General features: G+C 64.3%; 24 protein-coding genes and 1 tRNA gene. 6 read left to right on the forward strand and 19 right to left on the reverse strand.

Translation table 11 applies throughout. From position 1 onward, the window contains the following. Position 1 precedes the first annotated feature (1 nt). The 16 genes from IE195_RS02130 to IE195_RS02205 all read right to left on the reverse strand — a co-directional run bounded on the left by IE195_RS02130 (position 2) and on the right by IE195_RS02205 (position 14,635). Positions 2 to 1,291 (reverse strand): hypothetical protein, encoded by a 1,290-nt coding sequence (locus IE195_RS02130; RefSeq protein ID WP_191267504.1) that lies wholly within the window; start codon positions 1,289 to 1,291, stop codon positions 2 to 4. A 30-nt stretch (positions 1,292 to 1,321) separates the two neighbouring features. Continuing rightward, positions 1,322 to 2,401, reverse strand: coding sequence for a hypothetical protein (locus tag IE195_RS02135; protein WP_191267505.1), 1,080 nt, complete (start codon positions 2,399 to 2,401; stop codon positions 1,322 to 1,324). Between the two features lie 502 nt (positions 2,402 to 2,903). After that, the gene (locus IE195_RS02140) at positions 2,904 to 3,332 is read right to left on the reverse strand and encodes a transposase (RefSeq protein ID WP_225942563.1); all 429 of its coding nucleotides are present in this window, start codon (positions 3,330 to 3,332) and stop codon (positions 2,904 to 2,906) included. Continuing rightward, positions 3,241 to 3,462 carry a helix-turn-helix domain-containing protein gene (locus IE195_RS26650; protein WP_191268045.1) on the reverse strand — a complete coding sequence of 74 codons (222 nt, stop codon included), beginning with the start codon at positions 3,460 to 3,462 and terminating at the stop codon, positions 3,241 to 3,243. Before IE195_RS26650 ends, IE195_RS02140 begins: the two co-directional genes overlap by 92 nt. A 9-nt stretch (positions 3,463 to 3,471) precedes the next feature. Continuing rightward, a complete protein-coding gene (locus IE195_RS02150; RefSeq protein WP_191267506.1) occupies positions 3,472 to 3,705 on the reverse strand; it encodes a helix-turn-helix domain-containing protein in 234 nt (77 codons plus the stop codon). Between the two features lie 121 nt (positions 3,706 to 3,826). Further along, positions 3,827 to 3,899 (reverse strand) — tRNA-Lys (locus IE195_RS02155). A gap of 320 nt (positions 3,900 to 4,219) precedes the next feature. After that, on the reverse strand, positions 4,220 to 5,689 hold the full coding sequence (locus IE195_RS02160) for a tyrosine-type recombinase/integrase (RefSeq protein WP_191267507.1): 1,470 nt from the start codon (positions 5,687 to 5,689) through the stop codon (positions 4,220 to 4,222). Continuing rightward, positions 5,676 to 5,957, reverse strand: coding sequence for a helix-turn-helix domain-containing protein (locus IE195_RS02165; RefSeq protein WP_229826049.1), 282 nt, complete (start codon positions 5,955 to 5,957; stop codon positions 5,676 to 5,678). Before IE195_RS02165 ends, IE195_RS02160 begins: the two co-directional genes overlap by 14 nt. Before the next feature lie 252 nt (positions 5,958 to 6,209). Continuing rightward, complete coding sequence (locus tag IE195_RS02170; protein WP_191267511.1) at positions 6,210 to 6,401, reverse strand: hypothetical protein; 192 nt, start codon at positions 6,399 to 6,401, stop codon at positions 6,210 to 6,212. A gap of 1,117 nt (positions 6,402 to 7,518) precedes the next feature. Further along, on the reverse strand, positions 7,519 to 7,848 hold the full coding sequence (locus IE195_RS02175) for a hypothetical protein (protein ID WP_191267513.1): 330 nt from the start codon (positions 7,846 to 7,848) through the stop codon (positions 7,519 to 7,521). Positions 7,849 to 8,555: 707 nt separating this feature from the next. Then, positions 8,556 to 9,407 carry a replication-relaxation family protein gene (locus tag IE195_RS02180; protein WP_191267515.1) on the reverse strand — a complete coding sequence of 284 codons (852 nt, stop codon included), beginning with the start codon at positions 9,405 to 9,407 and terminating at the stop codon, positions 8,556 to 8,558. Further along, the gene (locus IE195_RS02185; RefSeq protein ID WP_225942565.1) at positions 9,404 to 10,951 is read right to left on the reverse strand and encodes a type IV secretory system conjugative DNA transfer family protein; all 1,548 of its coding nucleotides are present in this window, start codon (positions 10,949 to 10,951) and stop codon (positions 9,404 to 9,406) included. The genes IE195_RS02180 and IE195_RS02185 overlap by 4 nt, the downstream gene beginning before the upstream one ends. 167 nt (positions 10,952 to 11,118) lie before the next feature. After that, a complete protein-coding gene (locus tag IE195_RS02190; RefSeq protein WP_191267517.1) occupies positions 11,119 to 11,892 on the reverse strand; it encodes a DUF8128 domain-containing protein in 774 nt (257 codons plus the stop codon). Positions 11,893 to 12,263: 371 nt separating this feature from the next. Then, on the reverse strand, positions 12,264 to 13,097 hold the full coding sequence (locus IE195_RS02195) for a sigma-70 family RNA polymerase sigma factor (RefSeq protein WP_191267519.1): 834 nt from the start codon (positions 13,095 to 13,097) through the stop codon (positions 12,264 to 12,266). 531 nt (positions 13,098 to 13,628) lie between these two features. Further along, positions 13,629 to 13,817, reverse strand: a complete 189-nt coding sequence (locus tag IE195_RS02200; protein ID WP_191267521.1) for a DUF397 domain-containing protein — start codon at positions 13,815 to 13,817, stop codon at positions 13,629 to 13,631. Next, the gene (locus IE195_RS02205; RefSeq protein ID WP_191267523.1) at positions 13,814 to 14,635 is read right to left on the reverse strand and encodes a helix-turn-helix domain-containing protein; all 822 of its coding nucleotides are present in this window, start codon (positions 14,633 to 14,635) and stop codon (positions 13,814 to 13,816) included. Before IE195_RS02205 ends, IE195_RS02200 begins: the two co-directional genes overlap by 4 nt. A 275-nt stretch (positions 14,636 to 14,910) precedes the next feature. On the opposite strand from IE195_RS02205, the gene IE195_RS02210 reads away from it, so the two are divergent. From IE195_RS02210 to IE195_RS02235, 6 genes are all read left to right on the forward strand, one after another. Beyond that, entirely contained in the window at positions 14,911 to 15,384 is a 474-nt protein-coding gene (locus IE195_RS02210; RefSeq protein ID WP_225942566.1) for an ATP-binding protein, read from the forward strand. 156 nt (positions 15,385 to 15,540) lie between these two features. Continuing rightward, positions 15,541 to 16,431, forward strand: coding sequence for a tetratricopeptide repeat protein (locus IE195_RS02215; protein ID WP_191267526.1), 891 nt, complete (start codon positions 15,541 to 15,543; stop codon positions 16,429 to 16,431). Positions 16,432 to 16,639: 208 nt separating this feature from the next. Continuing rightward, positions 16,640 to 16,780 (forward strand): hypothetical protein, encoded by a 141-nt coding sequence (locus IE195_RS02220; RefSeq protein WP_017578987.1) that lies wholly within the window; start codon positions 16,640 to 16,642, stop codon positions 16,778 to 16,780. A 9-nt stretch (positions 16,781 to 16,789) separates the two neighbouring features. Next, entirely contained in the window at positions 16,790 to 17,983 is a 1,194-nt protein-coding gene (locus tag IE195_RS02225) for a cupin domain-containing protein (RefSeq protein ID WP_191267531.1), read from the forward strand. Continuing rightward, complete coding sequence (locus IE195_RS02230; RefSeq protein ID WP_191267534.1) at positions 17,980 to 18,885, forward strand: aldo/keto reductase; 906 nt, start codon at positions 17,980 to 17,982, stop codon at positions 18,883 to 18,885. Before IE195_RS02225 ends, IE195_RS02230 begins: the two co-directional genes overlap by 4 nt. Continuing rightward, positions 18,857 to 19,699 (forward strand): phosphotransferase, encoded by an 843-nt coding sequence (locus IE195_RS02235; RefSeq protein ID WP_191267536.1) that lies wholly within the window; start codon positions 18,857 to 18,859, stop codon positions 19,697 to 19,699. Before IE195_RS02230 ends, IE195_RS02235 begins: the two co-directional genes overlap by 29 nt. A 210-nt stretch (positions 19,700 to 19,909) precedes the next feature. Here the strand turns inward: IE195_RS02235 and IE195_RS26425 are convergent, their stop codons facing one another. From IE195_RS26425 to IE195_RS02245, 3 genes are all read right to left on the reverse strand, one after another. Beyond that, positions 19,910 to 20,032, reverse strand: coding sequence for a hypothetical protein (locus tag IE195_RS26425; RefSeq protein ID WP_017587661.1), 123 nt, complete (start codon positions 20,030 to 20,032; stop codon positions 19,910 to 19,912). A gap of 154 nt (positions 20,033 to 20,186) precedes the next feature. Beyond that, positions 20,187 to 20,981 carry a Crp/Fnr family transcriptional regulator gene (locus tag IE195_RS02240; protein ID WP_191267538.1) on the reverse strand — a complete coding sequence of 265 codons (795 nt, stop codon included), beginning with the start codon at positions 20,979 to 20,981 and terminating at the stop codon, positions 20,187 to 20,189. 2 nt (positions 20,982 to 20,983) lie between these two features. Next, positions 20,984 to 21,205 carry a hypothetical protein gene (locus tag IE195_RS02245; RefSeq protein ID WP_017587662.1) on the reverse strand — a complete coding sequence of 74 codons (222 nt, stop codon included), beginning with the start codon at positions 21,203 to 21,205 and terminating at the stop codon, positions 20,984 to 20,986. Positions 21,206 to 21,755 lie beyond the last annotated feature (550 nt).

Consider the following 21,755-nt stretch of genomic DNA (forward strand, 5'->3'; position numbering starts at 1 on the left):
TTTATGATACTACTGCATCCAAGCATTCCGTAGTTCCATCTGAAGAACTGTGTGACACTTCTTCTGAATTAATCCATGTTCCATTTTCAATTGAACCAAAGCTATCTCTTACAAGCCAAGGCTCCGTTAGCGGATCAGCATCGGCTACAACGATACAAAAATTTTCTGCACTGATTGATAGGATGCTTTTCCCGCCTTCTTCGCTATCAATGGACGAACATGGCAAATGCATCCCTTCCAGAATCGACATATGACTGTGCTCAGAGTATGAAGTCGGCTCCCAGCCATCAGATACAGCGCAGACCTCAGAGAGGTACGCAAGATACCCTGGGGATATAGACATCTCTCCGTATCGCATCCAAAAAGAGTCTGACAATTGACCAGCCAAATAATCATTTGATCTTGAGTTCAATTGACCAGAGTAGGAAGATATATCCTCAGAATCTAGATAACCTACGGCAATCTCGGCTGATAGATAGTCAAACTCATCCACTTCGATTGACCTGCTGGGAGCATCCTTCGAGATGATCTCCTCTTCTGAATTGTGTTTAATTTTTTCATAGATATTTCCGACTTGATTCGATCGACTTTCCATAAGTTTCGTTCCACTCGCCCCTACCGGAAAAGGCCTGATTAGAGAAACCCAATCAAATTCCCAATTTTCGAGATATGAAAGCCGAGCCGAGCCGAAAGAGTAACCAAGAAACCCATTTACGCTTACCGACTCAGACTCTTCAATCGCTGCGACAACTTCCGAATATGTATTGGAAGAGAATCCCCAGTTTCCTCCACCTGCTCGAATTTCGCATGCTTCGACGAGGTTATCGGCTTCCTCTTTATTCGGACCGCCTGGATCTCGTGAATTCATGTAAAAATTGCTCAGGCCACTTTTGCATTCATCAGAAGTTGGTTTGCGAACCCAAGGCTCTTCAATAAAGATGACACTATAATCCTCTGGAAGCGACAAGGAAGAAGTCAAATCATTCAAGTTGACATCTCCAGAAAGGATTGATGACCCAGGTCCACCTACATCGACTACGGCTGCCACATCGCCTGTTCCACGGATTATTCTATATCTGAATTCTCCTATACTAGTAGATACAAATGAGCAATCTTCTTTTGGGGTTGGGTCTTTACACGGATCCAATACTTCTTGAGAAGAATCCTGAAAACTTTCATCAATTTCTTCTGGCATATTTATGTACGCCACTACAGAAACCAAAAGGATAATTGATACAATTGAAGAAATAAGAAGAAAAATGGGCGGGGTGCCCCCATTTTTGCGAGGCACCCCTGTATTTTTACCGAGTGGCAACTTTATTTACCATCCGCTATCGGTGTGGACATATTTATACGTCGGAATCTGTGTAGGATTGCACGGAATTACGCCACAGTTTCGAACCTCTGCCCACATGTAGTCGGCAAACATGGGGATGATGGTGTCGTTCGTTGCCGTTATGTGCATGGCAAAGTCCAAAGCCATCTGCTGTCTGGTAGAAGATCCATCCCAGTCGATACCCATGGATTTTTCACCGATCTCCGGCAAAACAGACATATCTTCGCAGTTATCGATATCAACATTAAGGCCAGCACCATAATAAGTGAGGTCAAAACTTCCGCCAGGGTTGCACTGACTTGAAGGAGAAGTAGGAACCCACTTGTTAAGCTTGCTGATACGGGATTCCATTCCCTCCCAAGGCCGACTCCTCAGCGTGAGATCGATCGTTGCGGCCGAACCGAGCAGGGGGCTAGCCTTTGACCAAATACCCCACCGATTATAAGCCCATTGACGGGTTCCGCTTTCGGCCCACTTTTCATAGCAGCTCACCATGTTGTGGTCATTGTCTGCCACACTGGCATAGTAAGAATTAAAATATCCGCCCCAACAGTCGTCAGCATGTAGACGCATTCCATTGGAGGTTGCAGATTCATAACCCATGCCAGTTCTTCCTGGGTTAATATCCCTTCCCTGGTCCTGGTCCTGGTCCTGTGCCATTGCTACACCAAGACCACTCTGACTCTGATCTTCCCCCAGAGAAATCTCTGATCTATTGACTTCAGCTGGAGAAAGCCCATCGACCCAAACAAGATCAATAGACCCTGATTCCAGTGGATCCATCAGTTTCGCAGAATTTACCTGTTCGATATCAACAAGGTTCCCTGAGCGTGCCTGGCTCTCGAGATACTGATTCACGGGGGAGTCTTCTGTGCTTTGACTTCTGAGACTCGCCACCCCAGAAGAGGTGCTCTGCTGAATCTCTTCCATGCTAATACTGGCTACTTGGAGATTCTCAAGAGGATCTCCTTCAAGTTCGGAAGCTTGGACGTTTGCTTGCATAAAACCAGCGAGGCCGATTCCTGCAAGTGAAGCAGCAAAAAACTTTCGTCTCTGGGGGATCATTTTTTCCTTATTTACGGGGGTTTTATCAAAAATGCAAAAACTATGCTATCACAAGTGTCAACCCACAGGAGCCCATGCCATCTTGACATGTCATATCACAGATAATCTTGTAAAATGTTTTTTGCTCGATCTTATTGGGGGAACCAGGGAAAATGTTGACCAAGATTGGGATGGAAGGGGAGTCGTCGCGCGGCGCGCTTCTGGTGGGAGCCAGGGATGCTTCAAACTTAGGAGCGCGAGAAATTAAAAGTGATCAGATCGAATCGCACTTCAACAAACAACGGAGACTGCTACTGAACCTTGAACAAGCTCTTAACGGAGTAGAGGCGGGATCCAATCTCGACTTATCGGATGAATCCGTGCAGGATCCTGAGTTCTCTCTGGGCCGAGCGAAGATGGGTCCCCATCACCCGCTCCAGCTCCTCCAAGCTCCGAAACGCCCGGTACGCCAGATGGTCCTTCAGGTGTGACCACAGCGTCTCGACCGGATTCAGCTCAGGCGCTACTTGGGCAGGTGCACCACGCTCAACCAGGCCTGCTCGGCCAGCTCCCGACTCACCCAGCGGGCGGTAGGCGAGGAGTGGTTGTCCCGCACCAGCACCACTGGAGCCCTGAGTTGAGAGTGGAGCCTGCAGATCAGATCGGACAGGTCGTGTTGGGTAATGGAATCGCGTTGGGCCCCGTACACCAGCCGCACCCGCCCATCGGCGTGGTTGACACACAGCCAGCCGCTGGCATTCATCCGCTGGCGCCGCTTGCGCGACACAGCGATCAGCGGGGTCTGCCCACGCCTGCCCCACGTCCGACGCACCGGAGGATCGGTGCTCGCACCAGTCCCATCAGCGAAAACGATCCACACCCCGAATCGGAGCGCTTCCTCTTTTGACCCGCGGCCACACCTGGGTGCGCCAAGCCGCGATGTCCTCCTCATCCCTCTCAGCGGCCCGCACCGCAGGCGCCTGCCAGGACAAACCAAGCCGGTCTATCATCCGCCACACCCCGGAAAGATCCGCGTAACAACGCCCGAGCCGCTCCTTGGTCAGGCGATTGATCCGGGCCAGGGTCCACTGCTAGTCCTCCCAGCCATGGGCGCCCGGGCCTTGGAGGAGCAGGCTGACCAGCTCACGTTCCTGCTCGGGGTCCAGCAGGGCGTCAGCTCCCTGCTGGCCCGGGGCCAGCGCGTTGGCACCGCCCTGGGGCCAGGCGCTGTGCCAGTGGTGGACGGCTTGCCACGAGACACCAAGCACGCGAGCGATCTCGGCTTGGGAGTGCTTGCCGACCTCGAACAGGGCAGCAGCGAACATCCGACGGTCGTGGCGTTCTTCAGGGATTTGAGGCTTCTGAGGGGCCTCCATATCTTATGACACGACAGGAATCCCCGTCCGTCAACACCCACCTCAAAGATCAATAGCCTAGCAAAAACGGTAGGCCCCCAGGGGCTCGAACCCTGAACCCACGGATTAAAAGTCCGTTGCTCTGCCAATTGAGCTAGAGGCCCGCGCGTGCGACCTGGAGCCTGACCCCTGGCCGTCGCCGCGACAACTCTACCGCAGCCGTGGGCGCTTGGGGCGTCCGGTCATGGCCAACTGCCAAGGTCGCACCTCGACGCGGTGACGGGCGAGCAGGAGGCACACACGCTCCTGACGAACACCCGAGCCATCACCGAGCACACCCCACCCGGCTCATGCGCGACGTTGCAGGAGCCGTTGGTGTCTACCCGCACCGCGACCGGTCCTCGGACCTGGGCACTGACCACGAAGCGGCCCCGCTGGGGACCGTAGACAGTCTTGTTCCCAGCGGGGCTCGACGGGCCCTCGGTCAGGCGCGATGGGCTGCGGGCTTCAACATCGCCGCCGTAGCCTCAGCTGCTGCTTTGGCCACGTCGGGGAACACCGTTTGGTAGGTGTCCTGGGTGAAGTGGGTCGTGGCGTGCCCGAGCTCAGCAGAGACGACCTTGACGTCCACCCCGGCGGCCAGACTCATCGACGCCGCCCCGTGGCGTAGCCCGTGTAGGGCGATGGGCGGCAGTCCGGCGGCTCGGGTGATGCGGTGGAACCAGTCGGTGACCTGGGCCGGGTGCCAACCCCGGCCGTCTTCACGGGTGAATACCAGCCCGGTTTCTGGCCACTCGGTTCCGAGGGCCATCTTGGCTTCGAGCTGGTGGCGCTTCCAGGTCCGCAGCACCCGGACGGTGGTCGCGTCCAGGGTGATGGTGCGTTCCCCGGCGGTGCTCTTGGGTGTGCAGGTGTGGGTTTCCCAGCCGAGTTGGACGACCTGGGTGTGGATGTCGATCTCTCCGTCCACCAGCCGCGTGTTCGCCCACGGCAACCCTACGGCTTCGCCACGCCTCAGGCCCTTGACCGCGATGAGGTGGAAGAGCGGGAAGAGCCAGGTGTATTTGCGGGCGTGGTCCAGGAAGCGGATGGTCTGGTCGGGTGTCCAGATCATCACCTCCCCCGGGATGGTGCCGTTCTTCTCCCACTGTTTGATGCGGTCGGCTGTCCAGACCAGGGGTTTCTTCCTGGGACAGGATGGCAGGCGGGCGTGGGAGGCGGCGTTGAAGGTTACCGGCAGGTCGGGGCGGCGTACCGCGTCTGACAGGGCGCTGCGGAGTGTGGCGCGGACGCGGTGTTTGGTGGCCAGTGAGACCACCCGTCGGCGCTCCAGCTTCGCCCACGCCTGGGAGTCCCCGGCCTCGCGGCACTCGATGATGCGTTCGTTGACCTCCTCAATCGCGGTGAACATCGCCTCCACGTGGCGAGCCTGGAGTTTGTCCAGACGGATCCTGCCCAGGTGCGGGACGAGGTGGTTGGTGATGTGGCTGCTGTAGGAGCGGCGGGTGTTGCGGGTCAGGTCGGGTTTGTCCTTCAACCACTCGGCCAACCACTCCTGGACGGTAGGCACTTCGGCTCGTAGGTCCACACCCAGGTGGAGGCGGCGTTTGACCTCGCCTGTCTCCGGTAGGGGCCGGCGGGCCCTGATCTCGGCTTGGATGAGATCAGCGACCTGGATCAGGTCGTCCTGTTCCTGGCCCGCGAGGTCGAGCAGAGCCCGTACCCGCTGGAGTGCTTCCAGCGCGGCTTCTTGTGAGGCCAGGCCGATCTGGCGGGCCTGGCGCCTGCCGCCCTGGGCGGTGCGGGGCAGTTCGACCTGGTAGCCCCAGCGGCCGTGGGTGGAGCTCCAGGTGCCGCTGCGGCGGCGCAGCATCACGCACCGCACCCCGAGGAGTTTTCCGTTGTCGTCGCGGCATCCGCAGCGTTTGAACGTGGAGCCTTCATGTGCGGCCAAGATCGACCTCCTGGTGCTGGTCACGGCGCGCACCGCATCCGCAGCAGACCCAGGTGAGAGGCTGCAGGCCCAGGTGGGCGAGTATCCCCGCGGTGGGGATGCGCCACTGGCGACCCACCTTGTAGGCCGGTGCGGGGAAGGCATCGGCGTCGAGCAGTGTGTAGACGAACGTTCGGCTCATGCCGAGCAGGTCTCCGGCCGTGGCCGGGTCCACCCAGACCGGCAAAGCGCCGACCTCGTCCATCGTGACCGTCTTACTCGCTGCCACCTGCCCACCTTTCCACCACCTGTGAACTGCACGGATGCGGTGCGCGGCCTCGCGTTTTGCGGGGCACCACGCATCCACGCTCGACCTCACCGAGCATTGCAAGCGGATTCGACGATTCCCCCAGTGGATTCACCCTCCCCCGACAACCACCGACCGATATCGACCAATAGGCCGGAATCGTTGCCGGTGGCCGTCAGCGGCCCACATAGGCCCCGAACACCCCGGGCGGCCCCATGGGCGCATGGGGCCTGTTCAGTGCCGCACGATGCCCCACACGGCCCGTACCGCGCCCGAACCGTCCCGCCCTGGTTCCGGCCCTGTTGTCGTCCACGTGTTCGGCCAGCCGACGATGGTGTTTCCGCCCCGGGCGTGCCATCCCCAGGGGCCGCTGTCCTGGGAGGGTTCCTCGTCGCGGATCCACAGGTCGGTGTTGGTGCGTGTCATCCAGAGCGTTCTCCTCATCCATGGCGCTGTTCGACTCAGTGGCTTTGAAGCGGCGAAGCACCCGTGGGTCGTTCCGCTTCGATCTCTCATCCTGTGAAGAACGCGCTCCTGCCCACTGGATTCGACAGCGGACCTACAAACCTCATCCAGCGGCTCCAGGCACAAACACCCCATGCCAGCGCCTCGGTGGGTCCTCACCGGCAGGCTTCTGGAGGCCGACGGTGCGGGACCTCGTCTCAACCGGGTGCGAGGGCAAGCCGTTCAGGCGAGCGCCGCCTCGGCCCAGGCATCTCGATCGACGGCCGAGCTGCTCGCGCGGACGCTGCCGGGCTCCGCGCCAGGTCGGTCGGCTCGGACCTTGAGAAGCTCCGAGAATCTCTGCTCGGATGCAATCAATCGCATGGGGGTCCACGGTGTGGACGATCAATTTCTTGTGTCTGGTGTGGTTCCGGCCGATCACCAGGACATTCAGAAAAGGGGCTGATGCAACCGAGTGGAGAGCTTTTTGTTCTCCGGAGACGGGTTGGGAGGGGCGGGGTGGGGAGAGTGGCCGGAGACGGCAGCAGGTAGAGCGGGCGGTCGGCCGTTAGGCCGACCGCCCGCCGGGCTGGGGCCGCCGCCCCTACGTGAGGGTGACTACCTACTGGTATAAGTCTGGACGCCACAGGCCCAGGTGGACCCCGGTTGAGCTGTGTGAACGCGCGTTCGGGGTGGGCCAGCAGGAGGCCCTTGCAGTGGCCCACCCGAAAATCCGGGTTCAGAGGGCGTTCACCTGTCTCTCTGGGCAGGTGAGACACCTCTCGAGTGCTGGATGGCGGCGCCTGCAGCGGGAGCGCGCACTTCCGAGTGCGCGAGGTTGCACGGCGTGGCCCGGCTGAGTCCTAGTGCCGGATTCCAGGCAGAAAAGTGCCATCCCTTTTTGCAGCACAGGGGTACTTCGGCGGTGGCTGAATTATTTCGTATGCGCAAGAACTGCCGGTGCCGTGAATGGCTCGCTTCACGTGATGGACCGGGACATTGCGAGGTGTGGATGGGCTCGACGACAAGGAGCCGAACCCGCGCGCTAGCCGGGGCCGTCTCCTTGCTGGAGACGGCCCCGGCTGACGGACCTCCGAGGTCAGGCCACAGGCTGCTGGAGCATTTGCCACTGACGTACCAGCACGGTCAGCTCGTCCCACTCTCCGGGTTGCCCGGCCCTCTTCACGTCCACGGGGATGCGGGGAGCGGTGGCGTCTCGGGAGGTGGGCGGGGCCAGCAGGTCACCCCGCGAGGCTCGTTGGCGGCGTTCGTGTGCAACCAGGTAGGGGCGCACCGCGCGTCCACCGGTGTCGTCCTCACACCAGCCTGTCTTCGGCAACCGCTCCACCGTGGCTACGGCCGCGTGTTCGGTGTAGAGCTCCCGGGCCCGGTCAGCGTGCTCCCGCCGCGCCTGGTCATAGCGTCGCACCCAGGCCGGTTCCCGATACTCGGCCTCAGGGGCTGAAGGTGCGACTCGGGGCACCGGCCTAGGCCTCTTCTCGTCTTGGCGTTGCGGTCGGCGCGGAGCACTCGTCGCACCGACGATCGCGCACAGCATTGCGCCCACCGCCCAGCGAAGGCGGCTTGCCCAGCCGCTTCGACGCCTTCGGTGGCGGCCCGTACCATTGGCCATGATCTTCCTCCTGGGTATGCAGGTGGGTGGATCACGCCTCGGGTGGTGTTACCGCACCCCCGAGGCGCCTTGTTTTCTTCTCTTGTGCAGCCACCGGTTTTGCTGTTCGAGGGCGGGGCGGGTGTCAATGGCCCGGCCGGGTCGTACGCCCCTGCCGGGCTGCGCTTCCTCACTCCGCCCGATACAGCGCCCGGTGCTCCTACCTGTCCCTCAACGCGCCTGGGACCTGCTCGTTCTGCTGGTTGAGAGCAGCGAGTTCAGGCATCACGAATAAACCCCTTTTTTCGGGCATAAGAAGCACAACGGAAAAATAGGAATGCCACCGTTCACCCGGGTTGAACGGTGCGGGTGCGATGTTTCCCTATACTCGCGAGAAGTTTCAACCCCGCATTTCGTAGAAGTCATGGACCAGCACAAACAGCGAAATGGGGCTGTGCGGACGGCGGTGTCCGCACAGCCCTACCGGTCACGGCGGCCCCGATCCCGCCGCTACCGGTGCCGCCTCACCCCGGGTTGAGGTGCCGTCGGGCGATATCCACCAGGTCCAGGGGATCGCTGCCCTGGGGTGTTCGCCAGATGCGGGCGGCGGGCCCCGAGGCCGCGAGCGCGCCGTGTGTAGCCACGTAGGCTCCCACCTGGCCGGACACGGACCGGGCCATCCTGGTGGTGATGCTCGCCTGCCTGCGTTCGGAGTGCACGGCCACGAGCACGACCGAGGGCAGTCCGGAGGCCACGGCCAGCCGCTTGTAGCTGGACATCTTGCCCACGACCCTCGTCACCGGCTCGGTGCCGGTGTCGTACTCCCAGAACGCTTCGAGCGCGGAGCTGCCCTGGACCCAGCGCATGAAGGCGTCGGGGCGCACGAACTGCCCCCACTGGCGTGCGCACTCCCGTTCGGAGTCCCAGCGCTCCAACTCCGCGTCGGCAACGGTGCGGGCGGCCTCGGTGGTCAGGGTGAAGCACTCGGTCAGACCGAGCATGTGCCCCAACCGGCCGGAGAACGCCCACCGGTACACCTGCTCCTGGCGAAACCCCAGCTCGGCCACCCCGATGTCCCGGTGGGCGGCGAGTACCTCCGCCCCGGCCCGGGAGAGCACCCAGTGGTCAGGGACGTAGGCCCCGGAGAAGGGGCGGAACCGGTGCAGCAGCCCGTACCTCAGCAGGGCCAGGAGGCGACGGCGGGCCCGCCGGTCCTGGGCCTGGGCGAAGTAGAGCCGGTGTAGATGCAGGGTGGTCATCACGTTGTGGTCATACACCCCGGCCAGGATCTCCAGGTCCCGGGAGGTCACCCGGGACGCCAGGGACTCCAGCAGCGAGCGCGTGCCCTGTCGGCCTGTCCCGTTCGGCTTGCTCACCCCGCGTTCCCCTTCCTGCCGCCCATGGACGGGGACGGTGTCGAGCTCCTGGGCTGGGCGGGTTCTGTGGCACCGAAGCGCCTGGCGGCCTCGCGTACCTCGGTGGCGCGCCCCGGGAGGCCTTCGGGGAGCGGGCGGGTCCGCACGGTGACCGCACCGAACTCCTTGGCACCCACCAAGGGGCGCACCACGGCCTGGAAGGCCCCCAGATGGGTGAGGTCGTAGGTGCCCAGCACCGGCCGGGTGTGCTGTTGCAGGCTCGTGGCGTCATCTGGCGAAGCACTGAAGTACACCTTGGTGCGGGCGTTGGCCGAGACCGCCTTCCTCAGGTCCCCCGGGAGCTGCCCGAGCTCCTGGTGGGCCAGGGTCAACCCGAGACGGTAGCCGCGGGCTTCGGCGAGCATGTCCTCCAACGATCCGGGCAGGTTGAGGAAGTTCTGGGCCTCGTCGATGTAGGCGCACAGGTCCTTGCGCTGGTGTTCGGGTGTGTGGATGCGGGCGGTGACCGCCTGCCAGGTGGCAGCCAACGCGAACGAACCGATCAGCGAGCTGGTGTCCTCTCCCAGGCGGCCCTTGGGCAGGCGCAGCAGCACCAGGTGCCCGGTGTCGAACAGCTTCGGCAGGTCGATGGTGGAGGGCCCCGAGGCCACCACCTGGCGCACCCACGTGCGCAGCAGCGCCGTCCTGAGCTTGTTCAGCACTGGCCCGGTCACCGACGACCTAGCTGAGACGGTGAGCCCGGAGTACCACCTCCAGAAGTCGGACAGGGCCGCGTCGTCGCCGCTGCGAGCGATGACCTGGGCCATCGTGTCCGCGCGCAGAGCGTCATCGGAGAGCAGACGCGGCACGTCCCCCAACGTCAGGGACGGGTCCTTGGCCCGGGTCAGGGTCAAGGTGGCGGCCCGCAGGATGTCGTCGGTCCTGGGCCCCCAGTACTCGGCGTAGATACGGCGGAAGATGCCCACCACGGTGTCGGAGGTGAAGTCAGCATCACCGCCCTGGAGCAGGTTCAGCCGGGGCGGCAGGGCGTTGTCGTCGGGGTCGAAGAGCACCACCTTGTCCACCGCGTGCTCGGGCAGGCGGGCCAGGATGTCGGTGACCAGGTCCCCGCGCGGGTCGATCACCAGCCCCGCCCGCACCGCTTCGGCGTCCTGGAGCACCAGGTTGGCCAGCAGCGTGGACTTGCCCGACCCCGTTTTGCCGAGGATGTGGGTGTGCTGGCGGGCCTCCACCACCCCCAACGCGACAGGACGGTGGGATCGGGCGTCGGAGTCCCCGACCACCCGGGTGTTCTCACCCCCGCGCGGAACGGCCGGCGCGGGTGCGGCCGGGCGCGCTCCGGCGCGGGCCAGACCGGGCACGCTGGTGTCGGTGGGCAGGTGCGCGATCCCGGCCAGCTCGGCGGTGGACAACAGCGCACCTCGGGCCAGGAACCGGTTCACCGCCCACCAGGCGGGTGTGAACATGTGGCGGCGGTGCAGGTGGTTGGTGCCCGAGGTGAACGCGGCGAACGCCGAGGCGACGCCGTGAGCGCGGCCCCGCAAACGCTCACGGGCCCGGTCCCCGGGGCGGGTCGTGGTCAGGATGTAGGAGAGCGAACAGGCCAGCCTCGGGCTGCCCGCCTTGGTCAGGATGGCGCGGATGTCATCCCCGGTCCCCGGAAGTGTCAGCGGACGCCGCGTGCCCGCACCGGTCCCCGGAGGGGCCAGCGTTAGGAGAGCGAACAGGCCAGCCTCGGGCTGCCCGCCTTGGTCAGGATGGCGCGGATGTCATCCCCGGTCCCCGGAGGTGTCAGCGGACGCCGCGCCCCGACACCGGTTCCCGGAGGGGCCAGCGTTTCGACCACCATCGAGGCCGTCCCGGCGTGCCCGGCCAGCCGGGCCGCCGTCTGCCGTGCCCTGGCGGCCCGCCATCCCGTCACTGGTCGGGCGGTGATCCGCACCAGGGCGTGTTCGCCCTCGGCCAGGTCCTCGAATGCCCCGAGCAGAGGCCGGGCGGGGTCGTCGTCGAACTTGGTGCGCAGCGGAAAGACCTCCTCGCGCCCCAAGCCGAGGTGTCCTCCGGTGGTGTATTCACCTTCCGGAAGCGGCGACTCCTCCGCCTTCACATGGCGGGTGGAGGTGGTGGCCCCGGGCCAGGCCGCACAGACCGCCCGCTCCACCGTTCCCGGAGGGACGGGGCCGGGCACCCACACCTGGAAGCGCACCCCGTCCGCTGAGGCCACGATCTCCAAAGCCAGGTGGGGTTGGAGCAGCCACCGCGACCAGCGCGGCCGCAGCAGCCCCATCACGTGCTGCCAGAACGCGCGCGCGTTCTCCAGACTGGCCTCGGGCGGAGGCAGGATCTCCACCACCCGCGCATCGCGGGAAAGGTGGCGGTGCCGGGCCAACCGCGCACCGAACACCGCCGCGCCCACCACTGCCCCGGTGAGCGGTATGGCCCCGATCAACAGGAAGACCCCGCCGCCCAGGAGGAAGTCGAGCATCAGACCACCCGCCCGACGCTGTGGGAGCCACCCGGGCTGCGTTGCTGCTCCGCCCCATGATGGGTACCGGCCTCTACCGAGGCCCTGCACACTGCCGCGCCGCACTTGCGCCGTGAACTGGCGGTGGTTGTCTCCCCTCGGGCTTGTGACGACTCGCTGGTGCTCTCTTCAGGTGCGGGCCGCCCCTCGCACGTGCGGGCTGCGGCCGTGGTCCTGCACAGAACGCGCATGCACTTCCCCTCTCCAGCTCCGGACCGGAGCGGACGAGGGAACTGGCCCCTGATCCGCTCCGATCCCTTCAGCGCGACCCCGGGAAACACCGGCCGTGAAGCTCACGTCATGGCCGGATTCCTTCGGCTGCCTTCATCTACTTAAGAAGCCAGCGGAAGTCGGGGAATCGACTCCGTCTGCGAGGCGGATGTGCGCATGGCGTGGATATTCAAGGTCAAAGTAGGAGATCCCGCCGCCGCGGGTTCGTCCGCGCGGCGGTGTTCACGGGAGGGCCGCAGCCCGGCGGCGAGGCGTGCCTCGGCCCTTCGGCGGCGTTTGGCCAGGGTCTTGTAGGCCACCCCGAGCTCGGCCGCGACCGTCGCCAGAGGCACAGCCTCCAGACGGGTCCGGGCGATCACTTCGGCGTCGGCCCCGGAGATGATCCCCTCCCGCGCGGCGGCAAACAGCACCTCCTCGCAGGACCCCGCCGTGTCCGGCTCGCTGCCAGCATCGGGCCGCTCTGTCGGGTGGGTGAGCAGGTCCGGAGCGGCCAGGGCCCGCTTACGCGCGCTCAGCGCCGCACGCCGTACCCGGCAGCTCAGGTAGTAGGCGATGCGCGCGTACTCCAGCCGGATGGTGCGGATCTGCTGCATGGCGGCGGCCAAGGACTCGGCTTCGACATCGGCAACGCTGTGCGGGTCTAGGCCGCGGCGGGCCATCCGTACAGCGGAGCGCAGCATGGGCATGGCCAAACCGAGCGCTCCGAGCATCCAGTCCTTCGAGCGGCGAGCGGCCGCGATGGTGTGGCGCCAGACCTGGTCGCGGACGGCGTAGGGCGTCCCTCGGGTCATGAGGATCTCGCGGAGTTCGTCGAGCCCGTAGGGCCGGTCCTGGAGCCAGGGATGGACCGAGTGCCCCCGCACGAGCAGGTGCGTGCGGGTCAGTCGTATGAAGGACTCTTCGGTGGCGGCTAGGGGTGATGAGGTGACGGACACGAAGGCCTCCCGGGGTGCCGGTGCTGTGACACCGACACCTCACACCAGGCCACGCTCAGAACAGACTCAAACGTTGCTCAGGGCACGCTCAGACTGGACTCAGATGTGACTCACAGAGCGCTCAGCGAGGTAAAACTTCGACCAAGTAGGCGAGCGTCCGATCCCCTGTCCGCTCTGCGGGGATCACGGCGCACTCAGAGTCCGCTGAAGATCCAGGGAGGGTTGGGCTGGACTCAGTCGCTGCCCGGAAAGCATGGTCCACGGGTGGCCGACTGCCCGATGTAAGGTTCGCCCCACTGCGCTGATCTCATGTGCTGCCAGCTCAGACCGTGTTGGTGAGCCGAGAGCACTGAACTTCTCAGCATCCGTCGCCCGGCCTTCTTGCGGCCCCGGAGTTGCGACAGCCACCAGGGACGGATCAGGGAATGTCAGCCCGCTGAGTCCCCCGTGAGCGAGCCGTGAGTCCAAAATCCTGCCCCATGGCTCACAGGAATTTGCTGCTCCGAGCGCTCCCCCGGCGTGTCCGCTCCGTCAGGGGCGGGGCTTTTCGGCCTTGACGTCGCCCAGGAAGGCCTCCCACGCCGCCGGGGTGAAGCTGAGGTGCCCGAGCTCCCTGTTCTGGGTGTCGCGCACAAGCACGATCTCTCCCTCCGAGACCTCGACGCACTCCGCACCGCTGCTACCGCTGTAGGAACTCTTGTGCCAAGTACGGTGGCTCATGATTCTCCCGCTCGTCGCAAATCTCGGATGAGGCCCAGGCTGTCGTGGGGGGACAGGGCCTCGCCTTGAAGTCTCCCGTAGACGCTGACGGCCCTGCGAATCAGGTCCTGCTCCGACTCGTCGATCAGTACCTCGTCGAAGGCGTGCTCCGCAGCCACAAGCGTCTGCATCTCGAGCACCATCACCCGGAAGCCGCCCGCGAGCCCCGGCTGGTTGGGTGCGTTACGAGGTAGCACCTGGCACTGGATCCACCGTTTCTCCATCAGGGCCGCGATGTGATCCAACTGCGCGGACATGACCGATGGGCCGCCTACGCCACGTCGTAGGACCGACTCCTCCAGGACGACACATACTATCGGCCGTTCAACTCGGTTGAATATTTTCTGCCTTCGCATGCGCTGTTCAACGAGCAGTTCGATCCTGGCTTCGTCCGCCTGGGGCAGATCGGCCACGAACAGGGCACGCGCGTATTCGGCCGTCTGAAGGAGCCCCGGCACGAGGACGGGGTTGTAGAAGCGCAGTTCCAGAGCGTCCTTCTCAAGGTCGACCGTCTTTCGGAAGCCGGTGGGGACAAGCCCTTCGCCCTGGCACTTGTCCCAGGAGAGCATGAGCTTCCCTTCAGCTCCGAGCGTCTCGTCGATGGCTTCGGCGTGGTCCTGCTGCGGCGCCATCTTGCCGTTCTCGATGTAGGAGAGGGATGACTCGGACAAACCCACCTTGGGTGATAGGTCCTTGAGGGTAAGCCTTGCCGCTTTCCTCCACTTGCGCACGTCGGAGCCGTATTTCTCCCAAGCAGGACTGATCCGCTTCAGACCCATTCGTGTTCCTATCGGTGGTTTCAACGGCTCCTTGAGGGGAGCTTCGGCAGGAAATCAACCAGGATTCGATCCCCTCCAAGTTCTACAACGAACTTGAGGAAAGAGTGAAGAGTATAGACACACTCACACCACTCGCATCAAGGTCGTCATCACGACGAATTCCCTGGTCAACCAAACGCGGCACCGAGCGAAGGACCGCGGGACCCCAGAGGAGAAACACCTTGGAAGTGGTTGAAGTGGCTGTCCGCGAACTGCCCGCGGCAACAGTGCCGCCCTTGCCCAGACGACTGTCCGGCTACTCAACCGGCGAACTCGGGAAGACGCGGGGACGCCGTCACGCCTCGGTGTTCAGCTCGGCCACGAAGCTCTGTGTCTCCGGTGCGAGGCGTTGGGCGCGCCTAGTCACCGGCCTCCCCCAGCACGAGGCCTCCGGGCTCGAGATCGTCGTGAGCGAACTCGTGACCAACGCGCTCGGCCACAGCGCGTCCGGGGAACCGGGCGGACTCGTCACCGTTCGGATCGCGTTCCTCGACATCTCCCGCATCCGGATCGCCGTCACCGACTCCGGCCCCAAAACGTTCGGCAGGCCCGGTTTCCCCGACTGGAGCGGGAACTGCCCGAACGCTGAACACGGTCGAGGGCTGACCTTGGTACAGGCGTTCAGCCGACGGACCGGAGTCATAGGCGTCAGGGGCGAACCCCTGACCGTCTGGGCGGTCATCGACCGCGCTGACCTTCGCCGCCAGTGAAACACGAGCCCCTGAGAACCCCCGCCCCGGTACACCTCACGATCCGGCGCGGCGGTGCGGTGAAGCCGCCCCCGTAAGCGGTGAGCGCTCCTCCCCTTTGCAAAGCGCGCCCCGCACCGCCGCGCCCACCAACCACAACAACCCGGAAGGACCCTGGTGAGTGCCCCAACCCTCGACGACACCGACCGAGTAACCGGCGAGCTGATCGACACCTACCTGCCCATCGCGCAGGAGGCCGACCACAGGATCAACCCCCGCCGGTGGCGGCTCGCGGACTACTCCGCTGCTGAGCAAGGCAGCGTATTCCGCTCCTACGAAGATGCGCTCCAGTGGATGGACTCCTCCGCTTCGATCATCCGCGGGTGCATCCGCATCGCGAACACCCTCGGCCGCCGCGAGGAGTCCTGGCAGTACGCCGAGGCCACACAGTCCTTCTTCCGCGTTCGCAAGGACTTCCGGTCCTGGAGGATCTCGCACGAGGTCGCGGAGGAGTCCGCCCGCGGGTGCGGTCCCACCGCGCACGCGCGGATGCTCGCCAGTCTGGGTGAGTGCCACATCTGGTTGGAGGACATCGGCGTCGCCGAGGCCTACCTCCAGCGGGCGCGCGCCCTCTGGATCAAGGGACGCCACGTCTTGGGCGAAGCCTCCTGCCTGGAAGCCCTGTGCATGGTGGAGATGAAGAAGGGCAACCCGCCGAAGGCCCGCCAGCACGCCTCCACGGCCCGGGACATGTTCTCCGGGCAAGCACGGGAGCGGGGCGTGGTTCTCGCAACGCGACGCGTGGGTGAGACCTACCTCGCCGAGCAAGACCACCGCCAGGCGCTCAAGTCCTTGGAGCACGCCTACGACTGGTTCCGCGACACCGGCGACGTCTACCAACAGGTCCGCACGGGCCGGAGCCTGGTAGCCGCCCTTCGAGGATCGGGGCGGTCCGACGAGGCTAATCGTGTGCTCCAGGACCTCGTCGGTCTCGCCGAGTCGATCGGCGCACACACCGACGCCGAAGAGCTCTCCCGCATGACTAAGCCGGTCACGACGGAAGCCTGAACGCCGCCGCAGCGGGACGAAGCCCTTGACCCAGCGACATGTGGATGCCGCGAACGAGAAGCACCTGAACCCCGCTCGGCCTTGAGGAACCACCACTGCCCAGGCCGGGAAGCAACGCGAAGCCCAGGAAGGGACACATGGTCCGAGCACGAGCACCGCCCCGCGCAGAGCACACCCCCCGAATCCAACGAGGTACGAGGAGATCCTGATGGACAGCACCACGCAGTACGCCGACGACGAACTGGTTCTCGCGGTGGAGGACATCGCGGCCGTCCGGTCCCGCGCCGAGCAGCCCTCCGACGGCGGCAGCACCGGCAGGGGCGACACCAACGACAACGGCCTGTACTAGGAGCACACCTTGACCGCTGACCTGATCAGCGGCCGTCTGGGCGGGGACCAGTTCCCCGCCCGGGTGCTCGGCCGCGAACACCGCCGCTACCCGGCCGGCGAAGGCGAACGAGAGGCCTTCGCCGACCTGCTGAACTGGTCGGATCTGAACACACTGCTCGCGCACCAGCGGCTCGACTCCCCCAGGATGCGGCTCGCCGCAGGAGGGGTCATTGACGCTGGTACCTACACCCGGCTTCGGCAGTACCGCCGGATGCCCGACTGGAACCAGCCCGTCCCCCACCTGTTCCAGCAGCAGCTCAAAGAGGGCGCGACGCTGGTTCTGGACGCCATCGACGAGATGCACCCGCCGATCGGACGGCTCATCAGCGAGCTGGAAGCCTGGCTCAGGACCGGAATCCAGGTCAACGCCTACGCCTCCTGGACCAGCCGGGAAGGTTTCGGAGTCCACTGGGACGACCACGACGTCATCGTTCTCCAGGTGTCGGGGCGCAAACGGTGGCGCATCTACGGCAACACCCGTCTCGCCCCCTTGCATGAGGACGTCGAGTTCGCCGAAGAGGAACCCACGGAGACCATCGACGAGTTCGTCATGGCTCCCGGGGACGTCCTGCACGTCCCCCGAGGATGCTGGCACGCGGTCGCCGCCTCCGAGGGTGAGCCGAGCCTGCACCTGACCTGCGGTCTGGTGACCACGACCGGGGTGAACTTCCTGCGCTGGCTGGTCAACGACCTGGTCGGGCACGACGAGATCAGGGCCGACGTTCCGCGTGCGGCTACCGAGCACGCGCTCTGGGCCCGGCGTATCTCCAAGCTGGTGTCGGACCGTCTGCGTTCTCCGGAGGTGGTGGAGGAGTACTGGCGAAGCCAGGACGAGACCTCTGCGGCACGTCCGGTGTTCAGCCTGCCGGTCGCGGTCACCGGCGACCTGACGCTGTCCTCCGTCGTCCGGTTCGCCTCCCTGCGGGGCACGGTCACCTCCGAACACACCCAGGTGGGAGACGAAGTGGTCTATGCCGCGCAGGGACGGCGCTGGCGCCTCTCGGCCAAGGTCGCCCCGGCGATCGCCCACCTGAACCGCAACGGCCCCACCTGCGTGAAGGAGCTGCACGAGCTGGTTCCTACTGTCTCGGAGAAGGCGCTTCTGGGGCTGCTGCACAGGTTGATGGACGATGGTGCGCTGGCCTGGGAAGGCGACGTATGACCGTCCTCGGCATGGGGACCTACCGGAGCCGCGACGCCGCCACCTCGGTGAGCATCACGGCTTCGGCCGGGTGCCCTCTCATCGACACCGCACCCGTGTACGGAGGGGGTTCGCACCAGGCCGCGATCGCGCCCGTGTTGCGTGAGCACCCCCATCTCCGTCTCTCCACCAAGGTCGGCTACATGACCGGTGGCCAGGCCCGGGTAGCGCTCACCAACGGAGCGCTTTCCCAAGAAGAGGCCGCGCTCCGGCACAGCATCGCCCCCGACTACGTGCGCCACCAGGTCGCCATGTCGCGCACCGAACTCCGGCAAAGGCCCGACCTGGTGTACCTGCACAACCCTGAACACCACCACCAAGAGCGGGGCGACCTCCACCAGCGTCTACGGTCCGCCTTCGCCGCCCTGGAGGAGCTACACGCCTCGGGTGCCATCGGCGGGTACGGCGTTTCCACCTGGAGCGGGTTCGAGACCAGGGCGTTCACCGTCACCGACTTGCTCCGCCTCGCCGAGGAAGCCGCAGGCCGACCCGAGAACGGGCTCCGCGCGATCCAGCTCCCCGTGTCCATGGTGAAGATCGCCCCCGTCCGTCAAAGCTTGGAAGGAAGCGGCCCCATCGCCCAGGCCAGCCAGGCAGGATTGGAGGTGTGGGCCTCGGCCCCCTTCCACGGCGGTGAACTGTTGCCGCTGATCACCCCGAAGCTGGCCGAAGCGGTGCAGCCCGGAGCGGACCCCGTTGAGGCCGCGCTGAAGGTCGCCGCGTCAGCGCCGGGGCTGACAGGGGTACTGATCAGCACCACCAACAGCAGGCACTACGCGCAGGCGGCCGAAGCAATCCGCGAGCCTGTACCCGACTACCGACTCAAGGAACTCTGTGACCTCCTCGACCCACCTGCCCGCTGACCTGACCAGGCGATGGCACCAGTCGGCCGAACACCTCGAAGCCCGCGCCCCTGCTGGTGTCTCGTTGCACTCCGGGGTGGGCGGACGCACACTGAGCGGCCCGGTGACCGCGACCGGTGGGCTCCCGGCCTGGTTGCGGCTCATGGCCGCGCCTCGGCCGGAGGGAAAGATCTGGGAAGGCGCCGCACTCGCGGACACGCTGCTCGGCGAGGCGGTCCCGCGCCCGGTGATGCTCGGCGAGCACGCATGGCAAGAGGAGCAAGGCGCGTTCCAGGCGACCCTGTGGAAGCGCCTGCGCGGGCAGGTTCTCTCACCGACGCCGGACCTGCCCGATGCGGTTCCGGTGGACGACCAGTGGTGGCAGAACCTGCGCGCCTGCCTGGAAGAGGTCCGCGCTACCCCGGTTCCACCGGGACGGGAGGTGATGACCCAGGCGTACATCAACCGAATCCCCCGATTCATCCCCGAACTGGCCGGAGAGGACCTGACTGTGCCCCGCTGGGAAACGGCTCACGGAGACCTGCACTGGGCCAACCTGACCCGCGACCCGCTGGAAGTCATCGACTGGGAAGGGTGGGGAGCCGCCCCGGCCGGATACGACGCGGCCGTCCTGCTGGCCTACGCCCTGCCCGCTCCGGCCACCGCCGCGAAAGTGCGCGAGGTGTTCGGCGACGTGCTCGACAGCGGCCACGGTCGCCTGGCCCAACTGGTGATCTGCGCCGAGATCATCCAGGCTTCCGAGCGAGACGACGTCCACGCCCGGTTGAAGCCGTACGTAGAACGGCTCGCTGGCGAAGTGCTCGTTCCGCAGTAGCCGCGCTCGGCACGCCTTGCCCGATCATCCGGATGGGGTGGCCTGGTTCATGCGCGGGCACAAAGCAGAGCTTCCATCACACCCGGCCCGAAACACCAGTACCCCGCCGGTCAGGCAAAAGTGCGAGGCTGTTCCTTTGGTTTCCAGGACTTCTCAGCCACCGGTTTCGTAGGCATGCTGCCATCGCCAGGCCGACATGCGGGTGATGAGTTAGGTGCAAGCGATCTGGGCATCGGTGGATCTGAAGTCAAAGTCGTCCGCGGCGGCCATGCGCACCGCCTCGCGTCGCTGGCGTTCTGCGGCGGTCAGCCCGCCGCCAGTGGAGTACCTCATATCTTCGCTATACTCCGGCGGGACGGCCTGTCATGAACGACAATCCCACAATTAAAGTTCAGCAGAAGTCCGGGGCCTCTTCAGACCCCGAACCCAACACACGTCAAACCCTCCAACGCACCTGACAGAAAACACTCAGCTACGAAAGCAGCGTTCAAGCGCTGGTAGCAGCGTTCCCCCGTGACACCGACGCATGCCCTCGCCGGATAGGCGCTGGAGACCTCCGTGTTCCTCTCAATCCAGAGATCATGGCGAGTTTCTCAGGATCAACCACGAGGATTGAACGGTGCATCGTTACGATGACCTTTCGATCCCGCCAGTTACGCAGGATCCTTTCCACCGTCCCCCTGGAAGACCCGATCCAGGAGGCAAGCTCGTCCTGGCTCAGTGGAATCTCGTGCCTCTGGTCGTTAATCCTCTGACCTCGGCGCGTAGGCATTTCCAGGAGTGCTCTAGCGAGTCGCTGGTTGGCATTCTCGCCTGCGGCCTGAGAGAGCCTCTTCTCCGCGTCAGTCAGACGAACCTGCAGATCGCGGGTGACCAGCTGCCAAATTTCAGAGTGGTTCCTCACCAGCTCACTGAAGTCCTTACCGCGGATAAACCTCGCGGAGACAGGACTGAGGGCGCGAGCCTGGCTGCTCCTAGGAGAGGATGTTCCAGTCCTACTAAAGGTCTTCTGGTTGATTCCATCCAAAACCTCACGCTCGCCGACCAGGTCACCTGCCGAGCGGATGTCCAAAAGTGTCTCTGCCCCTGTGGCCGTGCGCGATGTCAGGGCCACTGCACCACTCAGGATCAACACGACGAAGCCACCCATGTCGCCCTCGCGGTAAAGCATCTGCCCTTGGCTGTACCGGCGATTCGTGGAGAACTCCATGAAGCCCTTCAAAGACGACTCCGTGAGTCCTTCATAAAACGTGCCATAACGCACGATCTCAACAGCAGCCATGATCAGCGCTCCCGCAGAGACCGGATCATGCCAGCAATCGCCGTGAGAACGGCCGCCAGCGCGGTAAGCACGGCAGCGACCATCACCGGTTCCTGATCGCTCACCTGGTAGACGACAAAGCCGATGAGGGCGAGCGCCGCCAAGGCCACGAAAGCCTTGATCCAGACGTGTCGCTGCCCTTCACTCAGGCCTTTGGGTACGAGTTCGCGAGAGTCCGCGGTCATTCTGTTGCTCCTTGCCGAGCCCGATAAAAGATCCACACCCGACCTTCCGGAACCTGGTAGGCGGTTCCGCGTCCCGGTGGTAGGCCCGGGCCGCAAAGGATGGCCATGATGTGCGAACACCAAGATATCCGTCTCCGAGGACAGCGAAGGGCCGTGCACCCTGGGGTGTACGGCCCTTCGCGACGGTTGGCTCACCATGGGCTACCACCCCCACAGCGCTCCTACCTGCAGCTATATGTCGGGCTCGGCAAGAGACACGACCTGCGATACCCCCACCCTAAGCCCGTACGCCGAGGCCAACTTCCCTCATATGTTGGATTCGTTCTCGATGAACCCATAGTACGAGTTATGCACACGGCTGGCCTCCCGCCCGGATGACCAAAGATCCTGCTCGATGCCACCGCTGCAATGACGTCGGGGCACCGGGACTTCGGTCGAGATGCTACTCGCCTTCGCCCTGTTCACCCTTGAGATGTCGGAGCATCTTTCCAGCTCTGGAGGGGCGCTACCTGCTGTTTTGACGAACCGCATCACGTTGTCCGCGTGACCG

It is taken from the genome of Nocardiopsis terrae, from assembly GCF_014651695.1.
Classification (GTDB): Bacteria; Actinomycetota; Actinomycetes; order Streptosporangiales; family Streptosporangiaceae; genus Nocardiopsis; species Nocardiopsis terrae.

Coding starts and splice junctions, on each gene's coding strand:
- IE195_RS02135 (WP_191267505.1), bottom strand. CDS start 2,401: ATGATCCCCCAGAGACGAAAGTTTTTTGCTGCTTCACTTGCAGGAATC.
- IE195_RS02140 (WP_225942563.1), bottom strand. CDS start 3,332: ATGAGGAGGACATCGCGGCTTGGCGCACCCAGGTGTGGCCGCGGGTCA.
- IE195_RS02150 (WP_191267506.1), bottom strand. CDS start 3,705: ATGTTCGCTGCTGCCCTGTTCGAGGTCGGCAAGCACTCCCAAGCCGAG.
- IE195_RS02170 (WP_191267511.1), bottom strand. CDS start 6,401: ATGACACGCACCAACACCGACCTGTGGATCCGCGACGAGGAACCCTCC.
- IE195_RS02190 (WP_191267517.1), bottom strand. CDS start 11,892: ATGCTCGACTTCCTCCTGGGCGGCGGGGTCTTCCTGTTGATCGGGGCC.
- IE195_RS02200 (WP_191267521.1), bottom strand. CDS start 13,817: ATGAGCCACCGTACTTGGCACAAGAGTTCCTACAGCGGTAGCAGCGGT.
- IE195_RS02205 (WP_191267523.1), bottom strand. CDS start 14,635: ATGGGTCTGAAGCGGATCAGTCCTGCTTGGGAGAAATACGGCTCCGAC.
- IE195_RS02220 (WP_017578987.1), top strand. CDS start 16,640: ATGGACAGCACCACGCAGTACGCCGACGACGAACTGGTTCTCGCGGTG.
- IE195_RS02230 (WP_191267534.1), top strand. CDS start 17,980: ATGACCGTCCTCGGCATGGGGACCTACCGGAGCCGCGACGCCGCCACC.
- IE195_RS26425 (WP_017587661.1), bottom strand. CDS start 20,032: ATGAGGTACTCCACTGGCGGCGGGCTGACCGCCGCAGAACGCCAGCGA.
- IE195_RS02240 (WP_191267538.1), bottom strand. CDS start 20,981: ATGGCTGCTGTTGAGATCGTGCGTTATGGCACGTTTTATGAAGGACTC.
- IE195_RS02245 (WP_017587662.1), bottom strand. CDS start 21,205: ATGACCGCGGACTCTCGCGAACTCGTACCCAAAGGCCTGAGTGAAGGG.